The 14798-nt window shown below is 55.9% G+C and carries 15 protein-coding genes; 13 read left to right on the top strand and 2 right to left on the bottom strand.

Translation table 11 applies throughout. The features are described 5' to 3' along the window. Positions 1 to 191 precede the first annotated feature (191 nt). The 8 genes from GT019_RS01395 to coaD all read left to right on the top strand — a co-directional run bounded on the left by GT019_RS01395 (position 192) and on the right by coaD (position 8505). Positions 192 to 1415: a peptidylprolyl isomerase gene (locus GT019_RS01395; RefSeq protein ID WP_235946593.1), complete on the top strand. Its 1224-nt coding sequence runs from the start codon at positions 192 to 194 to the stop codon at positions 1413 to 1415. A gap of 270 nt (positions 1416 to 1685) precedes the next feature. Beyond that, positions 1686 to 3311: a peptide ABC transporter substrate-binding protein gene (locus GT019_RS01390; RefSeq protein WP_161740435.1), complete on the top strand. Its 1626-nt coding sequence runs from the start codon at positions 1686 to 1688 to the stop codon at positions 3309 to 3311. Between the two features lie 83 nt (positions 3312 to 3394). Continuing rightward, a complete protein-coding gene (locus tag GT019_RS01385) occupies positions 3395 to 4330 on the top strand; it encodes an ABC transporter permease (protein WP_161740433.1) in 936 nt (311 codons plus the stop codon). After that, complete coding sequence (locus tag GT019_RS01380; RefSeq protein ID WP_161740431.1) at positions 4327 to 5244, top strand: ABC transporter permease; 918 nt, start codon at positions 4327 to 4329, stop codon at positions 5242 to 5244. The genes GT019_RS01385 and GT019_RS01380 overlap by 4 nt, the downstream gene beginning before the upstream one ends. A gap of 20 nt (positions 5245 to 5264) precedes the next feature. Beyond that, positions 5265 to 6263 (top strand): ABC transporter ATP-binding protein, encoded by a 999-nt coding sequence (locus GT019_RS01375; protein ID WP_161740429.1) that lies wholly within the window; start codon positions 5265 to 5267, stop codon positions 6261 to 6263. Continuing rightward, complete coding sequence (locus tag GT019_RS01370) at positions 6260 to 7228, top strand: ABC transporter ATP-binding protein (protein ID WP_161740427.1); 969 nt, start codon at positions 6260 to 6262, stop codon at positions 7226 to 7228. The genes GT019_RS01375 and GT019_RS01370 overlap by 4 nt, the downstream gene beginning before the upstream one ends. A 174-nt stretch (positions 7229 to 7402) precedes the next feature. Beyond that, the gene (rsmD, locus tag GT019_RS01365; protein WP_161740425.1) at positions 7403 to 7984 is read left to right on the top strand and encodes a 16S rRNA (guanine(966)-N(2))-methyltransferase RsmD; all 582 of its coding nucleotides are present in this window, start codon (positions 7403 to 7405) and stop codon (positions 7982 to 7984) included. A 2-nt stretch (positions 7985 to 7986) separates the two neighbouring features. Continuing rightward, on the top strand, positions 7987 to 8505 hold the full coding sequence (gene coaD / locus GT019_RS01360; RefSeq protein ID WP_161740423.1) for a pantetheine-phosphate adenylyltransferase: 519 nt from the start codon (positions 7987 to 7989) through the stop codon (positions 8503 to 8505). 7 nt (positions 8506 to 8512) lie between these two features. On the opposite strand, the gene GT019_RS01355 is transcribed toward coaD, so the two are convergent. Beyond that, a complete protein-coding gene (locus GT019_RS01355; protein WP_161740421.1) occupies positions 8513 to 9694 on the bottom strand; it encodes a nucleoside recognition domain-containing protein in 1182 nt (393 codons plus the stop codon). Positions 9695 to 9794: 100 nt separating this feature from the next. Further along, entirely contained in the window at positions 9795 to 11039 is a 1245-nt protein-coding gene (locus GT019_RS01350) for a nucleotidyltransferase (RefSeq protein WP_161740419.1), read from the bottom strand. Positions 11040 to 11151: 112 nt separating this feature from the next. On the opposite strand from GT019_RS01350, the gene GT019_RS01345 reads away from it, so the two are divergent. From GT019_RS01345 to GT019_RS01325, 5 genes are all read left to right on the top strand, one after another. Further along, positions 11152 to 11667 (top strand): YceD family protein, encoded by a 516-nt coding sequence (locus GT019_RS01345; protein ID WP_161740417.1) that lies wholly within the window; start codon positions 11152 to 11154, stop codon positions 11665 to 11667. Positions 11668 to 11721: 54 nt separating this feature from the next. Beyond that, positions 11722 to 11895 (top strand): 50S ribosomal protein L32, encoded by a 174-nt coding sequence (rpmF, locus tag GT019_RS01340; protein WP_090637702.1) that lies wholly within the window; start codon positions 11722 to 11724, stop codon positions 11893 to 11895. Between the two features lie 259 nt (positions 11896 to 12154). Next, entirely contained in the window at positions 12155 to 12772 is a 618-nt protein-coding gene (gene fapR, locus GT019_RS01335) for a transcription factor FapR (protein ID WP_161740415.1), read from the top strand. Next, positions 12756 to 13745 carry a phosphate acyltransferase PlsX gene (gene plsX, locus GT019_RS01330; protein ID WP_161740413.1) on the top strand — a complete coding sequence of 330 codons (990 nt, stop codon included), beginning with the start codon at positions 12756 to 12758 and terminating at the stop codon, positions 13743 to 13745. Before fapR ends, plsX begins: the two co-directional genes overlap by 17 nt. 14 nt (positions 13746 to 13759) lie before the next feature. Further along, positions 13760 to 14746, top strand: coding sequence for a beta-ketoacyl-ACP synthase III (locus tag GT019_RS01325; protein ID WP_161741461.1), 987 nt, complete (start codon positions 13760 to 13762; stop codon positions 14744 to 14746). Positions 14747 to 14798 lie beyond the last annotated feature (52 nt).

Raw genomic sequence — 14798 nt, 5'->3', positions numbered from 1 at the left:
ACTGAATGGCAGGCTCGAGCAGCGCTGCATGGTTCTCGAATCGTCCTTCAATCAGGCGAGTTTAGACGGTTTCGACCCGTTTCAACAGGATTTTCAACTTTTATCTTTTCTTAAGGTTTGTCGATATTTTTTCTGCTATAGTGACACAGTAGAGGAAAGACGACTGCTAAAGCCGGAAGGGAGATTTCAAGTTGAACGACAAAGAGAAAGAATTCAAGCAAGGCAACGATGATTCGTTGGAGCACGAAAACCAAGCGGGTGCCGATACAGAAGAAACGACTCACGAGCTTGCGAACGGCCAAGAAGATTCAGTAGCCGAGAACGAAAATACGGTTGCGGAAGATCGCGGTCATGAAGAACCTGAGCATCACCTACGCGATCGGGAAGAACTTGAAATCGCAGGCGCGGCTCCAATTTCGCAACCGGTCAGAAGCGGCGGAGGAGGCGGCGGCAAAGCTTGGATGTATATCTCGCTTGCTCTGGCGCTGATCTTGATCGTCGTGTTGGTCAAGCCTCCGTTCGGCGGAGCTTCGGGCAAGAAGGCGATCGGTTCCGTCAACGGCACGGCAATCACGAAAGATCAGCTCTACGATGCGATGGTGGAGCTTGGCGGCGCGCAAACGATGGACAACCTTATCCAAGACCAGCTTATCAAGCAAGAAGCCGATAAAGCCGGCATCGTGATCAGCGATGCGGATGTCGATAAGGAAATAGCGAACATCAAGAAACGGTTCCCGACGGAAGCCGATTTCGAGAGCGCGCTGCAGCAAAGCGGCATGACGCTTGACGATCTGAAGAAACAAACGCCGATGCAGCTTCGCATCCGCAAGATCCTTGAGCCGCAAGCCAAAGTAACGGACAAGGATGTCGAGGATTACTTCAACCAAAACAAAGCGCAATACGATACGCCGGAAGAAGTCAAGGCTTCCCACATTCTCGTCGCGACGAAAGAAGAAGCCGATGCGATCATAAAGCAGCTTGACGGCGGGGCGGACTTCGCGGCGCTTGCGAAAGAAAAATCCACGGATACGGGCAGCAAAGACAACGGCGGCGACCTTGGCTTCTTCGGCAAAGGCGCCATGGATCCGGCTTTCGAGAAAGCGGCGTTCGCGCTTAAAGTCGGCGAAACGACGAAAACGCCGGTGCAATCCCAATATGGCTACCACATTATTAAAGTAACGGACCGTCACGAAGCCAAAGCGGCAACGTTGGCCGAGAAGAAGGACGAGATCAAAGAACAGCTGATTCAGTCCAAAGTATCGGAGCTGTCTACCGCATGGCTGGACGATCTCAAGAAGAAAGCGAAAATCACGAACACGCTTGCCGACGACGCAGCGGCCGCAGATCCGGCAGCCGCAGATCCAGCGGCACCGCCGGCTACGACAAATAATGCAGCAACGGGTACAGGTCAGTAATCGGACGCTTTGATCGAAACAAAAAGCATCGCAGCCATAATTTGGCTGCGGTGTTTTTTTTGTTCTGCGGACATACTGTTATAGAAATCTCAAGTTGCGGCGCGGATGAAGGCGCTACCAGTTACATAAATGTGAACTAATGTGACATAGGGGGATAGTAAATCTTTACAAGTGTTCAAAATATGTTTTACAAATTGTAAAAATGGATGTATGATAAGCATCAGGTTTAAAAAATTATACTTTTTGAAACATGGAGGCGGGCTCTGAAGAATGAAGAAAAAATTGCTGCTTTTGGTTTCACTTACGCTGGTTTTGACAGGAATTTTGTCGGCCTGCGGTAAGAGCGGATCGGGTACTTCCGATCAAACGTTCCGGATGAACCTAACGACCGAACCGCCAAGTCTCGACGTGGCGCAAGCACAGGACCAAGTGTCCTTCACGGTGCTTTCGGGTCTGTTCGAGGGTCTGGTGCGCATGGATGCAAAAGGAGAAATCGCACCGGGCGTCGCAGAGAAGTGGGATGTATCCGATGATGGCAAAAAATATACCTTCCATCTGCGCGACAATGCAAAATGGTCCAACGGGGATCCGGTAACGGCACAAGATTTCGAATACTCGTGGAAACGCACGCTTGATCCGAAGTTGAATCCGCCGGCACCTTACGCTTACCAGCTCTATTACGTAAAAAATGGTCAAAACTATAATATCGCTACGGACAATCCGGATCATGTCTCGGATCCGAGCCAAGTCGGCGTCAAGGCGCTTGACGACAAAACGCTTGAAGTCGATCTTGAAAACCCGACGCCTTACTTCTTGAACATCGCGGCTTTCTTCACGGCTTATCCGGTTAAGAAAGATGCAAAATTCGGCGAAGCGGAAGGCTACATCAGCAACGGACCGTTCAAACTGAAATCGTGGAAACACGGCGATTCCATCGAACTCGTTCCGAACGAAAACTACTGGGACAAGGATTCCATCAAGCTGAAAGACGTAAAATTCTTGATGGTCAAAGATCCGAACACCGAGTTCAGCATGTATAAGACAGGTCAGCTTGACTGGTCGGGCTTGCCTACAGGCAGCATTCCGCCGGCTCAACTCGACAAATTGCGTCAAGAAAACAATAAAGAGCTCTCCATCAAAGGTATCGCAAGCACGTACTTCTATAACTTCAACAACACGAAGAAACCTTTCGACAACGCAAAGGTCCGCGAAGCGCTCTCGATGGCGATCAACCGTCAAGACATCGTCGACAAAGTCACGAAAGCAGGCCAAACGCCGGCTTACGGCTTCGTTTCGACCGGTATCCACGGCGTGAACGGCGAATACCGTTCCGAAGTGAAAGACGATTACTTCAAAGAAGACGTGGCGAAAGCCAAAGAATTGCTTGCTGAAGGCTTGAAAGAAGAAGGCATGACGAAAATGCCCGAGTTCTCGCTTTCGTTCAACGAAGGTCCTCATAAAACGATCGCGGAAGCAATCGCGAACATGTGGAAAGAAAACCTCGGCATCGACGTGAAGCTTGAACTGCAAGAATGGAAAGTCTTCCTGAAAAACCGTCAAAGCTTGAATTACGACGTCGCTCGCGCAGGTTGGGGCGCGGATTATAACGATCCGATGACATTCATCGATTTGTATACGTCCAAGAGCGGCAACAACGACATTGGCTTCAAGAACCCTGAATACGATGCGCTCGTTAAAGAAGCTTACAGCACGGCCGATCAACAAAAACGCGTAGACGCAATGGCGAAAGCAGAGCAAATCCTGATCGGCGACAACATGGCCGTCATGCCGATTTACTACTACTCGTCCAACCAGCTGGTTAAACCATACGTGAAAAACTACGTCGTGGATTACAGCGGCAACCTTGATTACACGCGAATCTCGATCGAAAAATAATACGCAATACGAATACAGGGGACATAGGGATATATGTGGTACACCCATATATATCCCTTCTCTATGATTGGAGAGTGCTTAGGATGGTTCGGTACTTGGGTGGTAAACTTATCAACATCGTGTTTTCCCTTCTTATTCTAGCCACCGCAACCTTCTTCTTGATGAAAGCAGTCCCTGGGGACCCTTTCACCCAAGAGAAGGCTATTCCACCGGAAATAAAAGCGAACATCATGGCGCATTACGGCTTGGATAAACCGATTGGCGAGCAATATTTGATTTATATGAAAAAACTGGTTCAATTCGACTTGGGCTTGTCCATGAAGAGTCAGGACCGTACGGTAACGAGCATCATTTCGCAGTCCTTCGGCACATCGGCGAAGATCGGCGCGTTCGCGATCGTGATTTCGGTCATTATCGGCGTTTATCTGGGGATGATGGCCGCGCTCCGGCATCGAAAGCTGGTCGATAATACAGCCATGTTTCTTGCCGTAATCGGCATATCGGTACCGAACTTCGTTATTGGGTCGATGATCCAGTATTTTTTGTCGGTTAAACTGCAGATTTTTCACGTTGCGGGGCTTGAAAGCCCAATCGATTACGTGCTTCCTACGATCGCGTTGTCGACGCTTCCGATCGCTTTCATTGCCCGTCTTACCCGTTCCACCATGCTGGAAGTATTGACTTCCGATTATATCCGTACCGCTAAAGCCAAAGGTCTGACGCCACGCGCGATTTTGTGGCAGCATGGCTTGCGAAACGGCATTTTGCCGGTCGTTACGTATCTGGGGCCGATGACGGCGAACATCATTACCGGTTCGGTTGTCGTCGAGCAAATTTTCGGTCTTCCGGGTCTCGGCGCGTATTTCGTGGACAGCGTCATGAACCGGGATTACACGCTTATCATGGGGATTACCATTTTCTATGCCGTGATTCTGATGGCAGCGCGTTTCATTACCGACGTCCTGTACATTTTCGTGGATCCGCGTATCAAATTGAGCGGAGGTGTAGTTAAATCATGAGTCAAACTGCTCCGTCTCCGTTTGAAAAGCTGGAACACAAGCATCAAGAGGCCGAGGTTATCGCAACCGAGAGCCGATCAACTTGGCAAATTACTTGGGCACGGCTTCGCAGCAATCGTTGGGCCATGACCAGTTTGTATATTTTGATTGCGATTACGCTGCTGTCCATCTTTTGTCCGATCTTTTCGCCCTACACGTCGTATACGAACAACCTTGACAATACGTTTGCGTCTCCTTCGGCCAAGCATTGGTTCGGAACGGACAACCTGGGTCGCGATTTGTTTACGCGCACGTGGTTGGGCGTACGAATTTCGTTGATCGTCGGCGTCGCGGCCGCCTTGTTCGATTTGATCATCGGGATCATCTACGGCGGCATCATGGGTTATGCCGGCTCGCGCGTAGGCGGCGCGATGAACAAGATCGCGGAAATGCTTTATGCCATTCCGCATCTGCTCGTCGTCATTCTGCTTAGCGTCGTCATGGGTTCGTCCTTGACGACCATCATCATCGCCTTGTCGATCACGGGGTGGATCACGATGTCCTGGATCGTCCGCGGTCAAATTTTGCAATTGAAAAACCAAGAGTACGTGCTGGCGGCCCAGTCGATGGGCGCAAGCAGCGCTCGGATTTTGTTTAAACACTTGATCCCGAATACGCTTGGTCCGATTATCGTCACGGTTACCTTGTCGGTGCCGTCGGCGATCTTTGCCGAAGCGTTCCTAAGCTTCTTGGGTCTAGGCGTGCAGTCGCCGGCGTCCTCCCTCGGTACGTTGATCGGCGAAGCGCTGTCTTCGTGGACGATCTATCCTTGGATGATGTTTATTCCGGCTTCGCTGCTCAGTATCACGATGCTTGCCTTCAATATTTTCGGGGACGGTCTGCAGGACGCATTCGATCCGAAAATGAAAAAATAACAGCGCTGGGAGTGAGCTCTATGAACGATCCGATCTTACGCATTTCCGATTTGCATATCTCGTTTCATGTGCGCGGTGGAGAAGTACAGGCCGTGCGCGGCGTTAATTTGGATGTCAAACGCGGCGAATCCGTAGCGATCGTCGGTGAATCGGGGAGCGGCAAAAGCGTTACGGCGCAATCGATTCTTCGTTTGATTCCTACGCCTCCGGGCGAATACAAGCAAGGCACCATCGAATTCATGGGCCAGGATTTGCTGGCGAAGTCCGAGAAAGAGATGGAAGCCATCCGCGGACATGAGATCGGCATGATCTTCCAAGATCCGATGACATCCTTGAATCCGACCCTGACCGTCGGCCGCCAAATTTCCGAAGTGCTGATCAAGCATCAGAAGCTGACGAAATCGCAGGCGACGGCGCGGGCGGCGGAATTATTGACGCTGGTCGGCATTCCGAACGCCGCTGATCGGGTGCGTCAATACCCGCACCAATTTTCCGGCGGCATGCGTCAACGGGTCATGATCGCGATCGCGCTGGCCTGCAATCCTGCGCTGCTGATCGCCGATGAGCCGACGACGGCGCTCGACGTGACGATTCAAGCGCAAATCATGAAGCTTATGAAGGAACTGCAGGAGAAAACGGGAACATCCATCATTCTGATCACGCATGACCTCGGCATCGTCGCCGAGATGTGCGACCGCGTCGTCGTCATGTACGCCGGCAAAGTGGTGGAGACCGGCACGAAACAGGAAATCTTCAGAAACCCGCAGCATCCGTATACGAGAGGTTTGCTGCGTTCCCTGCCGCGCCTCGACCATAAGAAGGACGAGCCGCTCGTGCCGATCTTCGGTACGCCGCCGGATATGTCCGCTCCGCCGAAAGGCTGCGCGTTCTGCGCGCGCTGCGACGAGGCGATGCGTATCTGCGTCGACAACGATCCGGTGAATTACACGATCAGCGAGACGCAAACCGCGAGATGTTGGTTGCATGATCCCGCCAGCAAGGAGGGAGCTAGCGCATGATTAGCAAAAACAGCGACGTGTTGATCGAAGTCGATCACTTAAAAAAATATTTTCAGGTAGGCGGCAATCAAACGCTCAAAGCCGTGAACGATCTGAGCTTCGGCATCCGTCAAGGCGAGACGCTCGGGATGGTCGGAGAATCCGGCTGCGGCAAATCCACGGCGGGTCGGACGATTCTTCGCTTATACGAACCGACTGCGGGAGCCGTAAACTTCCAAGGCGAAAACATCATGAAAGCCAAAGGCTCGAAACTAAAGGCGCTGCGCCGCGAAATGCAAATGGTGTTCCAGGATCCCTATGCTTCGCTGAACCCGCGCTGGACGGTCGAGAACATCATCGCCGAGCCCCTGGATATTCACGGTTTGGCGAGCGGCGGCAAAGACCGCAGACTGCAAGTCGAGCGCCTGCTCGACCGCGTTGGCCTTCGGTCGGAGCATGCTTCGCGCTACCCGCATGAGTTTTCCGGCGGACAGCGTCAGCGGATCGGGATTGCCCGCGCGCTTGCGGTGAATCCGAAATTCATCGTCTGCGACGAGCCGATTTCCGCGCTCGACGTTTCCATTCAAGCGCAGGTCGTCAACCTGCTTCAGGATTTGCAGCGCGATTTCGGCCTGACGTACCTGTTCATCGCGCATGACCTGGCCATGGTCAAGCACATCAGCGACCGCGTGGCCGTCATGTACTTGGGTAAAATGGTGGAGCTTGCCGAGAGCGAAGAGCTCTATTCCAACCCGAAGCATCCGTATACCAAAGCGCTGATGTCGGCGATTCCGGTGCCGGATCCCGATCTCGTGGACAACAAGGAACGCATCGTATTGTCCGGGGATCTGCCTAGCCCGGTCAATCCGCCGAGCGGCTGTCCTTTCCGCACGCGCTGTCCGTTCGCGACGGAGAAATGCGCGGCGGAAGTGCCGGCATTCCGCGAAGTGGAGCCGAACCACTGGGCTGCCTGCCATTACGCGTAATATAATAGAAGACAAGCGTTTCGCCCCCGGGCGAAACGCTTTTTTGTGCGGGCTCGTTGATACGATCCGCGAGGTTCGACGCCTAAGCACAGCCGCATCTTTAAATTGCCCGGATAATTGTGTTACGATATTCAAGGCGTGGGCATCGGGAAAGCGAAAGGGGCAACTGAAACATTGAGAGTGATCGCAGGCACGGCCAAGGGCCGGTCTTTAAAAGCGGTGCCGGGCAAAAACACGCGCCCGACGACCGATAAAGTGAAAGAAGCGATTTTCAGCATGATCGGTCCTTATTTCGATGGGGGACTCGCGCTTGATCTGTTCGCCGGAACGGGCGGACTCGGCATCGAGGCGTTGAGCCGCGGCGCGGACAGCGCCGTATTCGTCGATCTGGAAGGCGCCAGCATCGAAGTGATCAAACAAAACGTGCAGGCGGCAGGCTTGTCCGAGCGCGCGGAGATCTATCGCACGGATGCGGCGCGGGCAGTCAAAGCGCTGGCGAAACGAGACCTGAGATTCGCGCTCGTATTCCTGGACCCGCCCTATCGGATGAAGGATATGGACGAACTCATGGCGGGGCTTGCGGAACGCGGGCTGCTTGAGGAAGCGGCAACGATCGTGGTCGAGCATGACGCGGAGCACCGGTATCCGGAGTCGATTTCGGGTTATAGGCAGATTAAACATACGCATTACGGCGATACGGCCGTCACGATTTACCGCTACGAAGCGGAGAACGAGCAAGACATAACGGAGGACTGAATATGGCATCATCATCCACATCCCCATTGGGACTGACGGGTCGGCGCGTAGCCGTGTATCCCGGCAGCTTCGATCCCGTAACCTGCGGCCATCTGGACATTATCCGCCGCGCGGCGAAGCAGTTCGATCATTTGATCGTGGCGGTACTGAACAACACGAGCAAAAAACCGTTGTTCAGCGTGGAGGAGCGCAAAGAGCTGCTTGCCGATGTGACGAAGGATCTGCCGAACGTGACGATCGACAGCTTCAGGGATTTGCTCGTGCATTTCATGAAATCGCGGGAGGCGCACGTGATCGTGAGGGGCATCCGCTCCGTTACGGACTTCGAATACGAGATTCAGATGGCATCGACCAATCATCAATTGGACGACGATATCGAAACGATATTCATGATGACGAATCCGAAATATTCGTATTTAAGCTCCAGCATCGTGAAGGAGATCGCCATGTTTCATGGCAATGTACAGGATTTGGTTCCGCCCGAGGTGCAGGCGGCGCTGATCGCCAAGTTCTCGGAATAAGGAACGTTCAGGATAGACGCAGCTTGGCCGTAAGCGCAGAGACGACGGTCAGCAGCAGCAGCGCGCCGGCGAACGCAAGCAGCAGGGCGGGCGCGTAAGGCCATAGCGAGTGCAGGTCGCCGGCGCGAATGACGGCGGGTTGGCCGTAGGCGGTCTCTTCGCGCTGTCCGGCGAAGGTCGCGACGGCGGGCGCGATGCCGTTCATGAACGCGGTAAGCGGCTTCCAGGCCAGAAGCGTGAGCAGAAAGGCGACGGCGCTTTGGAGCAGGCGGGCAGCCGCGAGCGAACGCAGGGTGAGCCCCGTGCCCGCGATCGCCGTTCCTGCCTGCAGCAGGGCGCTCAAGCCGCCCCAGCTGAGCACGGCGGAGACCGCGGCGGCTTTCCAAGGCACGCCGCCCGCGAATGCGGAGGCCGCTGCCGCATACGCGCCGATATGGCTCTCGATCAAGCCGGGAAGCACGAAGGGCGGGACGTTGTCGGGGATTAGCGGTCCGACCAGCCGAACGAGCACGGCGCAGAACATCATGAAGCCTCCGATGGCCATCAGTTTATAGACCGAGACGGTGACGGCGTCGCCCAGCAGCTTGCCGAACGTGCGGCCGTCGCGTGCCCGGGCTTCGCGCATCGCGGCGGCCGCTCGGCGCATTAATCCGGACGAAGTGCCGGCGGTGGCGGCGACCGGTTCCCGATTGGCGAATCTGGCGGCGATCAAGGCCGGCAGGAGCGCTGCGAGCCACACGACGATCGCGATGGCCGCGCCGAGCTCCGGACGGTGAAGGAAGCCGGAGCCGACGACGAGGAGCATGAAGATCGGGCTCGGCATATGCGATAAAGCAAGCAATCGCTTGCCTTGCGGGACGGTCAAGACGCTGCTTTTGCGCAAGGCGGCTGCCGCTTCGGCTCCGCAGGGGAACCCGCCTGTCCAGCCAAGCGCCAGCGCGATGCCGGCTTCTCCCGGCAAGCGGAACAGCTTTGCCATCAGCGGGTGCAGCAGCGCGCCGAGCGCATGAACGGCGCCGAAGGCCAGCATGAGCTCAAGCAGGGTCAAGAAGGGAAGGAGTCCGGGAAACACGATATTCCACCATACGGACAAGCCTTGCAGCGAAGCCTGGAAGGCTTCGTCGGGCTTCATGATGATAGAAGCGACGAGCAGGATGGATAAACAGGCAAGCGCAAGGGTGCGAATCATCGTACCACGCTCCAAGTACAAGGTAGGGCCTGGATGAACCGGGGCCACTACATGTTTACGCTTGTCTGCTCGCGGATAGACCAGGGTTGTTCGGTGATCGCTATTCGATCGTAACCGGCTTCTCGTAATAGTCGCGGAACAGATCCCGCGGCGTCGCGTTCGGCCAGCCAAGGGCATATGCCGATGTAGCTTGGACGTCGAGCATCAGATAAGGATCGTGTTCCGCGACTCCGGCTGCGCTGTTCACAATCGGAAGCGCGGCGGACGTTCGCATGCGCTTCAGCAATTCGCGGCCTCGGGGACTGTAGCCGAGGACGCGTAGGTATCGAACGCCCGTTCGCAGGCGTTCGGCCGATAACATATCCTTGTCGTGCCCGAGCAGGATGGCAAGCAAGGCCCGCTGCAGCTTCGTGCGCGTGTAGCGCTTGGTTTTCAAGCGTTCCAGCAACGGCTCGAAACGGGCGCTCTCCAGTTCAGGCAGCATGCGCTTGATCCGGTGCTCGAGTCCTTCGTTGATCTCTTGATAGCGTCCGAGCGCGTTCGCGGACTCGGTGACCAGCTTGTGGAACAGCTGCGGCGCATACTGTTCCCAGCCGTTGCGCCCGCGGCCCAGCGCGTGGTCCCGCATGAGCAGCTCCAAGGTCGAAGCGGGGACGAAAGGCGCGGCGCTGACCGGGGAAGCCGATTCCGCCACGAGCTTGCGAATGGCCGTCGCGCTCGCGATCTGCGCGTCGGTGATGCTCGTCTGCGCGTATCCGGCTTTCTCGCGGCGCAGCGAGAACGGTTCGATCGCGCTGCCGAGCCGTTCCAGCGCCAGCAGATAGTGCAGCCCCAGCGTGTTGTTGGGCTGCTCGAACGGGAATGCCGCGGCCTCCGGATCGCCGGCATCGGCCATGAAGCGCCGGACGGCGCCGCTATAGGCGGCCGGATAGCTGACGCCCGTCCGAAGCTCGTCCGCCATGAGCGCCGCGAACGCGTCCGGCTCATGCGCGAGCAGCCGCGCCACCCGGCGCAGCGGCGCGATATCGCCCGCCTCGCTGCCGAAGCAGAGGGCGTCCACGACGCCGGTCGCCTCGAGCAAGGCCGCGGCGCCGTAAGCAAACCACTCCGCCGCCTGCGCGGAATAGGCCACGGGCAGCTCGATGACCACGTCGCAGCCGCCGCGCAGCGCCATCTCGGCGCGCGTCCATTTATTCAGCAGCGCCGGCTCGCCGCGCTGCAGGAAATGCCCGCTCATCACCGCGACGACGGCATCGCTGTTCGTTATTTTAAGCGATTCCTGCAAATGATAGTGATGTCCGTTGTGAAACGGGTTATACTCGACAATGATCCCTACAGTGCGCATGGGCAGACCTCCGTACGTCAATGCTTACGTTTTCACTATATCACGACGTGAAAATGTTGACAAAACGATTCAATAATCGATATAATAAACTTTGTTTGTTTGGAGTGATACCATGGAGATTCATGTACGAGAAGTAGCGGCCAAAGGTTCGGCGACGACGACGTTCAAGTCCAGCTTGAATACCGATTGGCTGAAGCAAGTGCGCAAGGATGTCCTGAACGCGAGTCCGATGGACGTGAACATGACGGCTTGGGGCGAAGACGGCGTTGCCCATGTGGAGGGTCAACTGTCCATCGACGTGGAACTGGCCTGCTCCCGCTGCTTGGATCCGACGACCGAGCATGTCGTGTTGCCGTTTCATGAGCAGTTCAAGCTTGCTTCGACAATGGACGGTTCGGAGCCGGAAGAGATCATCGCGGTCGACGAGGACAAGCTGGAGCTCGAGCCGATGCTGGAAGAAATGCTGATGCTTGCGCTGCCATTCGTGCCGCTGTGCAGCGAAGACTGCAAGGGGCTTTGCCACACATGCGGAACCAACCTAAATGAGCAAAGTTGCGGGTGCTCGAACGATCGGATCGATCCAAGGCTAGCCGCATTGAAAGACTTGTTTAAAGATTCGCAGCAATAAGAGGGGCCGCTGCCGAAGCGCCCTTCGAGCAATTCTGTTAAGGAGGTGGGAAACATGGCAGTACCACAACGTAGAACATCCAAGACGCGTCGTGACAAACGCCGCACGCATTTCAAACTGGCGGTGCCGGGCATGGTGAAGTGCGATCAATGCGGAGAATTGAAATTGGCTCACCGCGTATGCAAGGTTTGCGGAACTTACAAATCGAGAGAGATCATCAAACAATAGTTTGCATGAACTTATAGCACTTCATCGCGGATGAAATGCTCTTTCTTGAATGGCGCGAATAGCACTTCATCCCTGGATGAAGTGCTATTTTTATGCCGGAACGGGCACCTGACATTGCGCCGGGCGGTGTTCTTCTATATACTGTTAGTACCTGGTTATAATAGCTGATTTTAAGGCGGCTGGCATTCCGGGAAGCAGCCGGCGGGAATTGCCGCGTATGAATGGCTGCCGGCGCATATACTTAGAACACTAGGCAAAGGTGGTGCGGACCATCGAACGGCTTCCCAAACGAGAACGTCATCAGCTTCTAACCTCGCTGATTGAAGATAATCCGTTCATTACGGATCAAGAGCTGACGCGTCAGCTGAAAGTCAGCATCCAGACGGTGCGGCTCGACAGGCTGGAGCTTGGCATTCCCGAACTGCGGGAACGCATGAAATTGATGGCCGAGCGTTCGTACGATCCGGTCCGTTCATTGCCGCTGCACGAGATTATCGGCGATATCGTGGATATGCAGCTGGATCACAGCGGCATTTCCATTTTTGAAATCAAAGAAGAACATGTATTTTCCAGAACCGGCATCGCCCGCGGCCATCATGTGTTCGCGCAGGCGAACTCGCTCGCGGTAGCGGTGATCAACGATGAAATCGCCTTGACGGCCACGGCGGACATTCGCTTCGTCCGGCAGGTGAAGCTGGGCGAGAAATGCATTGCCAAAGCGTATGTAAGGTCAATCTCCGGCGGGCGCAGCAAGGCGAAGGTCGAAGTGTTTTCTTATGTAAGCGATGAAATGGTGTTTCAAGGCAGCTTTGTCATTTATCGTTCCGCTGGCGAGTCGGTCATCGAAGGAGGTATGGAGGGTGCGGATCGCAATTGATGCGATGGGGGGCGACCATGCTCCTTCGCTCATCGTAAAAGGCGCATATGAAGCAGCGATCGATATGCCCGACGTCACGATCGTCCTCGTCGGGGACACGGAGCAAATCAAGACGCATTTGGGCGCGAAAATTCCGCCGAACATCGAGATCGTCCACGCGGACGACGTTATCGGTCCGGACGACGAGCCGGTGAAGGCGGTTCGCCGCAAGAAAGGATCGTCGATGGTCATGGCGGGCCAATTGGTTCGCGACGGTCAAGCGGAGGCCATGCTGTCGGCAGGCAATACCGGCGCGCTGATGACGACGGGATTGCTGGTCGTCGGACGTCTGGAAGGCATCGAGCGCCCGGCGCTCGTGTCGATGCTGCCGACCATGGACGACGTAGGGGTGCTTGCCCTCGACCTGGGCGCGAACATGGATGCGAAGCCGGAGCATTTGCTGCAGTACGCCATCATGGGGAGCATTTACCGGACCCGGATGAACGGCCAGAACAATCCGCGCGTCGGTCTGCTTAACGTAGGCACGGAAGCGATGAAAGGAAACGAGCTGACGAAAGCGGCTTACGATCTGCTGGAGACGGCGCCGATCCATTTCATCGGCAACGTGGAGGCGCGGGACGTCTTGCTGCGCAATTGCGACGTGCTCGTGTGCGACGGCTTCGCGGGCAACATCATGCTGAAGGCGATGGAAGGAACGGCGGGTACGCTGTTCAAAACGATCCGCGACGTATTCACGAGCTCGCTGCTTTCCAAACTGGCCGCGGCGGTCGTCATGCCGAAGCTTCGGCTGCTCCGCAAGAAAATGGATTACAACGAGCATGGCGGCGCTCCGCTGCTGGGCATTAAAGGGCTTGTGTTCAAATGCCACGGTTCCTCCGACGTAAAAGCCATCAAAAGCACGGTGCGGCAAGCCAAATTGGCCATCGAGAGCAATTTGGTCTCTTCGATCGCAGCGGAAATTAGCAGGAAGTGAGTGGGCGCATGAGCATGAAGCTACATCCCGTAGGTATAATCGGCTCCGGCAAATACGTGCCGGAACGGATATTGACGAACAAAGACCTCGAGCAAATGGTGGAAACGAACGACGAGTGGATCGTGACCCGGACCGGCATGCGGGAACGCCGGATCGCCGCCCCGGAGCAGGCGACCTCCGATTTGGCCTATGAGGCGTCGCTGAAAGCGTTGGCCGCGGCAGGATTGGCGGCGGAGGACCTCGATTTAATCGTCGTCGCCACGATTACGCCGGATATGTTTTTTCCGTCGACGGCTTGCCTGCTGCAGGATAAGCTCGGCGCGAAGCGCGCGGCGGCGTTCGATTTGTCGGCGGCCTGCTCGGGCTTCATCTACGGGCTCGCGACGGCATCCAATATGATCGCGACAGGCATGTACAAGCATGTGCTCGTAGTGGGAGCGGAGTGCCTCTCCCGGATTACGGATTACACCGACCGCAACACGTGCATTCTCTTCGGGGACGGCGCCGGCGCCGTCGTGCTCGGCCAAGTGCCCGAAGGCCGCGGCTTCCGCTCCTTCGAGCTCGGGGCCGACGGTTCGGGAGGCGAGTTGCTCCGCATTCAGGGAGGCGGCTCGCGGAAACCGTCCTCGCCGGACACCATCGGCGGCAAGGATCATTTCATCTACATGGCCGGCAATGAAGTGTACAAGTTCGCCGTGCGCATCATGGGCAACGCCGCGGAAGAAGCGCTGCGCAAGGCGGGCATGGACAAGAAGGACGTCGATTTGCTCATTCCGCATCAAGCGAATATTCGGATCATTCAATCCGCGATGAACCGCTTGGATCTGCCGCAGGAGAAATGCATGATCAACCTGGACAAGTACGGCAACGTGTCGGCGGCGTCCATTCCGATCGCCCTGGCCGAAGCCGTGGAGCAGGACCGCGTGAACGAAGGGGATTGCATCGTATTGGTCGGTTTCGGCGGCGGCTTGACTTGGGGCGCTTCCGTCTTGGTATGGTAATCATCCTTCCTTTCTAATTTCAAGCTATAGTAATCGTGTCGGAGGTGCAGAT

It is taken from the genome of Paenibacillus glycinis, assembly GCF_009909185.1.
GTDB lineage: Bacteria > Bacillota > Bacilli > Paenibacillales > Paenibacillaceae > Paenibacillus_Z > Paenibacillus_Z glycinis.
Note: the sequence above shows the minus strand (reverse complement) of the source record. Positions and strands in the feature narration are given on the sequence as shown.

Bases quoted from the DNA above. Each gene is read 5' to 3' on its own strand.
- GT019_RS01345 (WP_161740417.1), top strand. From the start codon at position 11,152: ATGGAGATTCATGTACGAGAAGTAGCGGCCAAAGGTTCGGCGACGACG.
- GT019_RS01370 (WP_161740427.1), top strand. From the start codon at position 6,260: ATGATTAGCAAAAACAGCGACGTGTTGATCGAAGTCGATCACTTAAAA.
- GT019_RS01350 (WP_161740419.1), bottom strand. From the start codon at position 11,039: ATGCGCACTGTAGGGATCATTGTCGAGTATAACCCGTTTCACAACGGA.
- GT019_RS01375 (WP_161740429.1), top strand. From the start codon at position 5,265: ATGAACGATCCGATCTTACGCATTTCCGATTTGCATATCTCGTTTCAT.
- GT019_RS01325 (WP_161741461.1), top strand. From the start codon at position 13,760: ATGAAGCTACATCCCGTAGGTATAATCGGCTCCGGCAAATACGTGCCG.
- rpmF (WP_090637702.1), top strand. From the start codon at position 11,722: ATGGCAGTACCACAACGTAGAACATCCAAGACGCGTCGTGACAAACGC.
- coaD (WP_161740423.1), top strand. From the start codon at position 7,987: ATGGCATCATCATCCACATCCCCATTGGGACTGACGGGTCGGCGCGTA.
- GT019_RS01385 (WP_161740433.1), top strand. From the start codon at position 3,395: ATGGTTCGGTACTTGGGTGGTAAACTTATCAACATCGTGTTTTCCCTT.
- GT019_RS01355 (WP_161740421.1), bottom strand. From the start codon at position 9,694: ATGATTCGCACCCTTGCGCTTGCCTGTTTATCCATCCTGCTCGTCGCT.
- GT019_RS01380 (WP_161740431.1), top strand. From the start codon at position 4,327: ATGAGTCAAACTGCTCCGTCTCCGTTTGAAAAGCTGGAACACAAGCAT.
- GT019_RS01390 (WP_161740435.1), top strand. From the start codon at position 1,686: ATGAAGAAAAAATTGCTGCTTTTGGTTTCACTTACGCTGGTTTTGACA.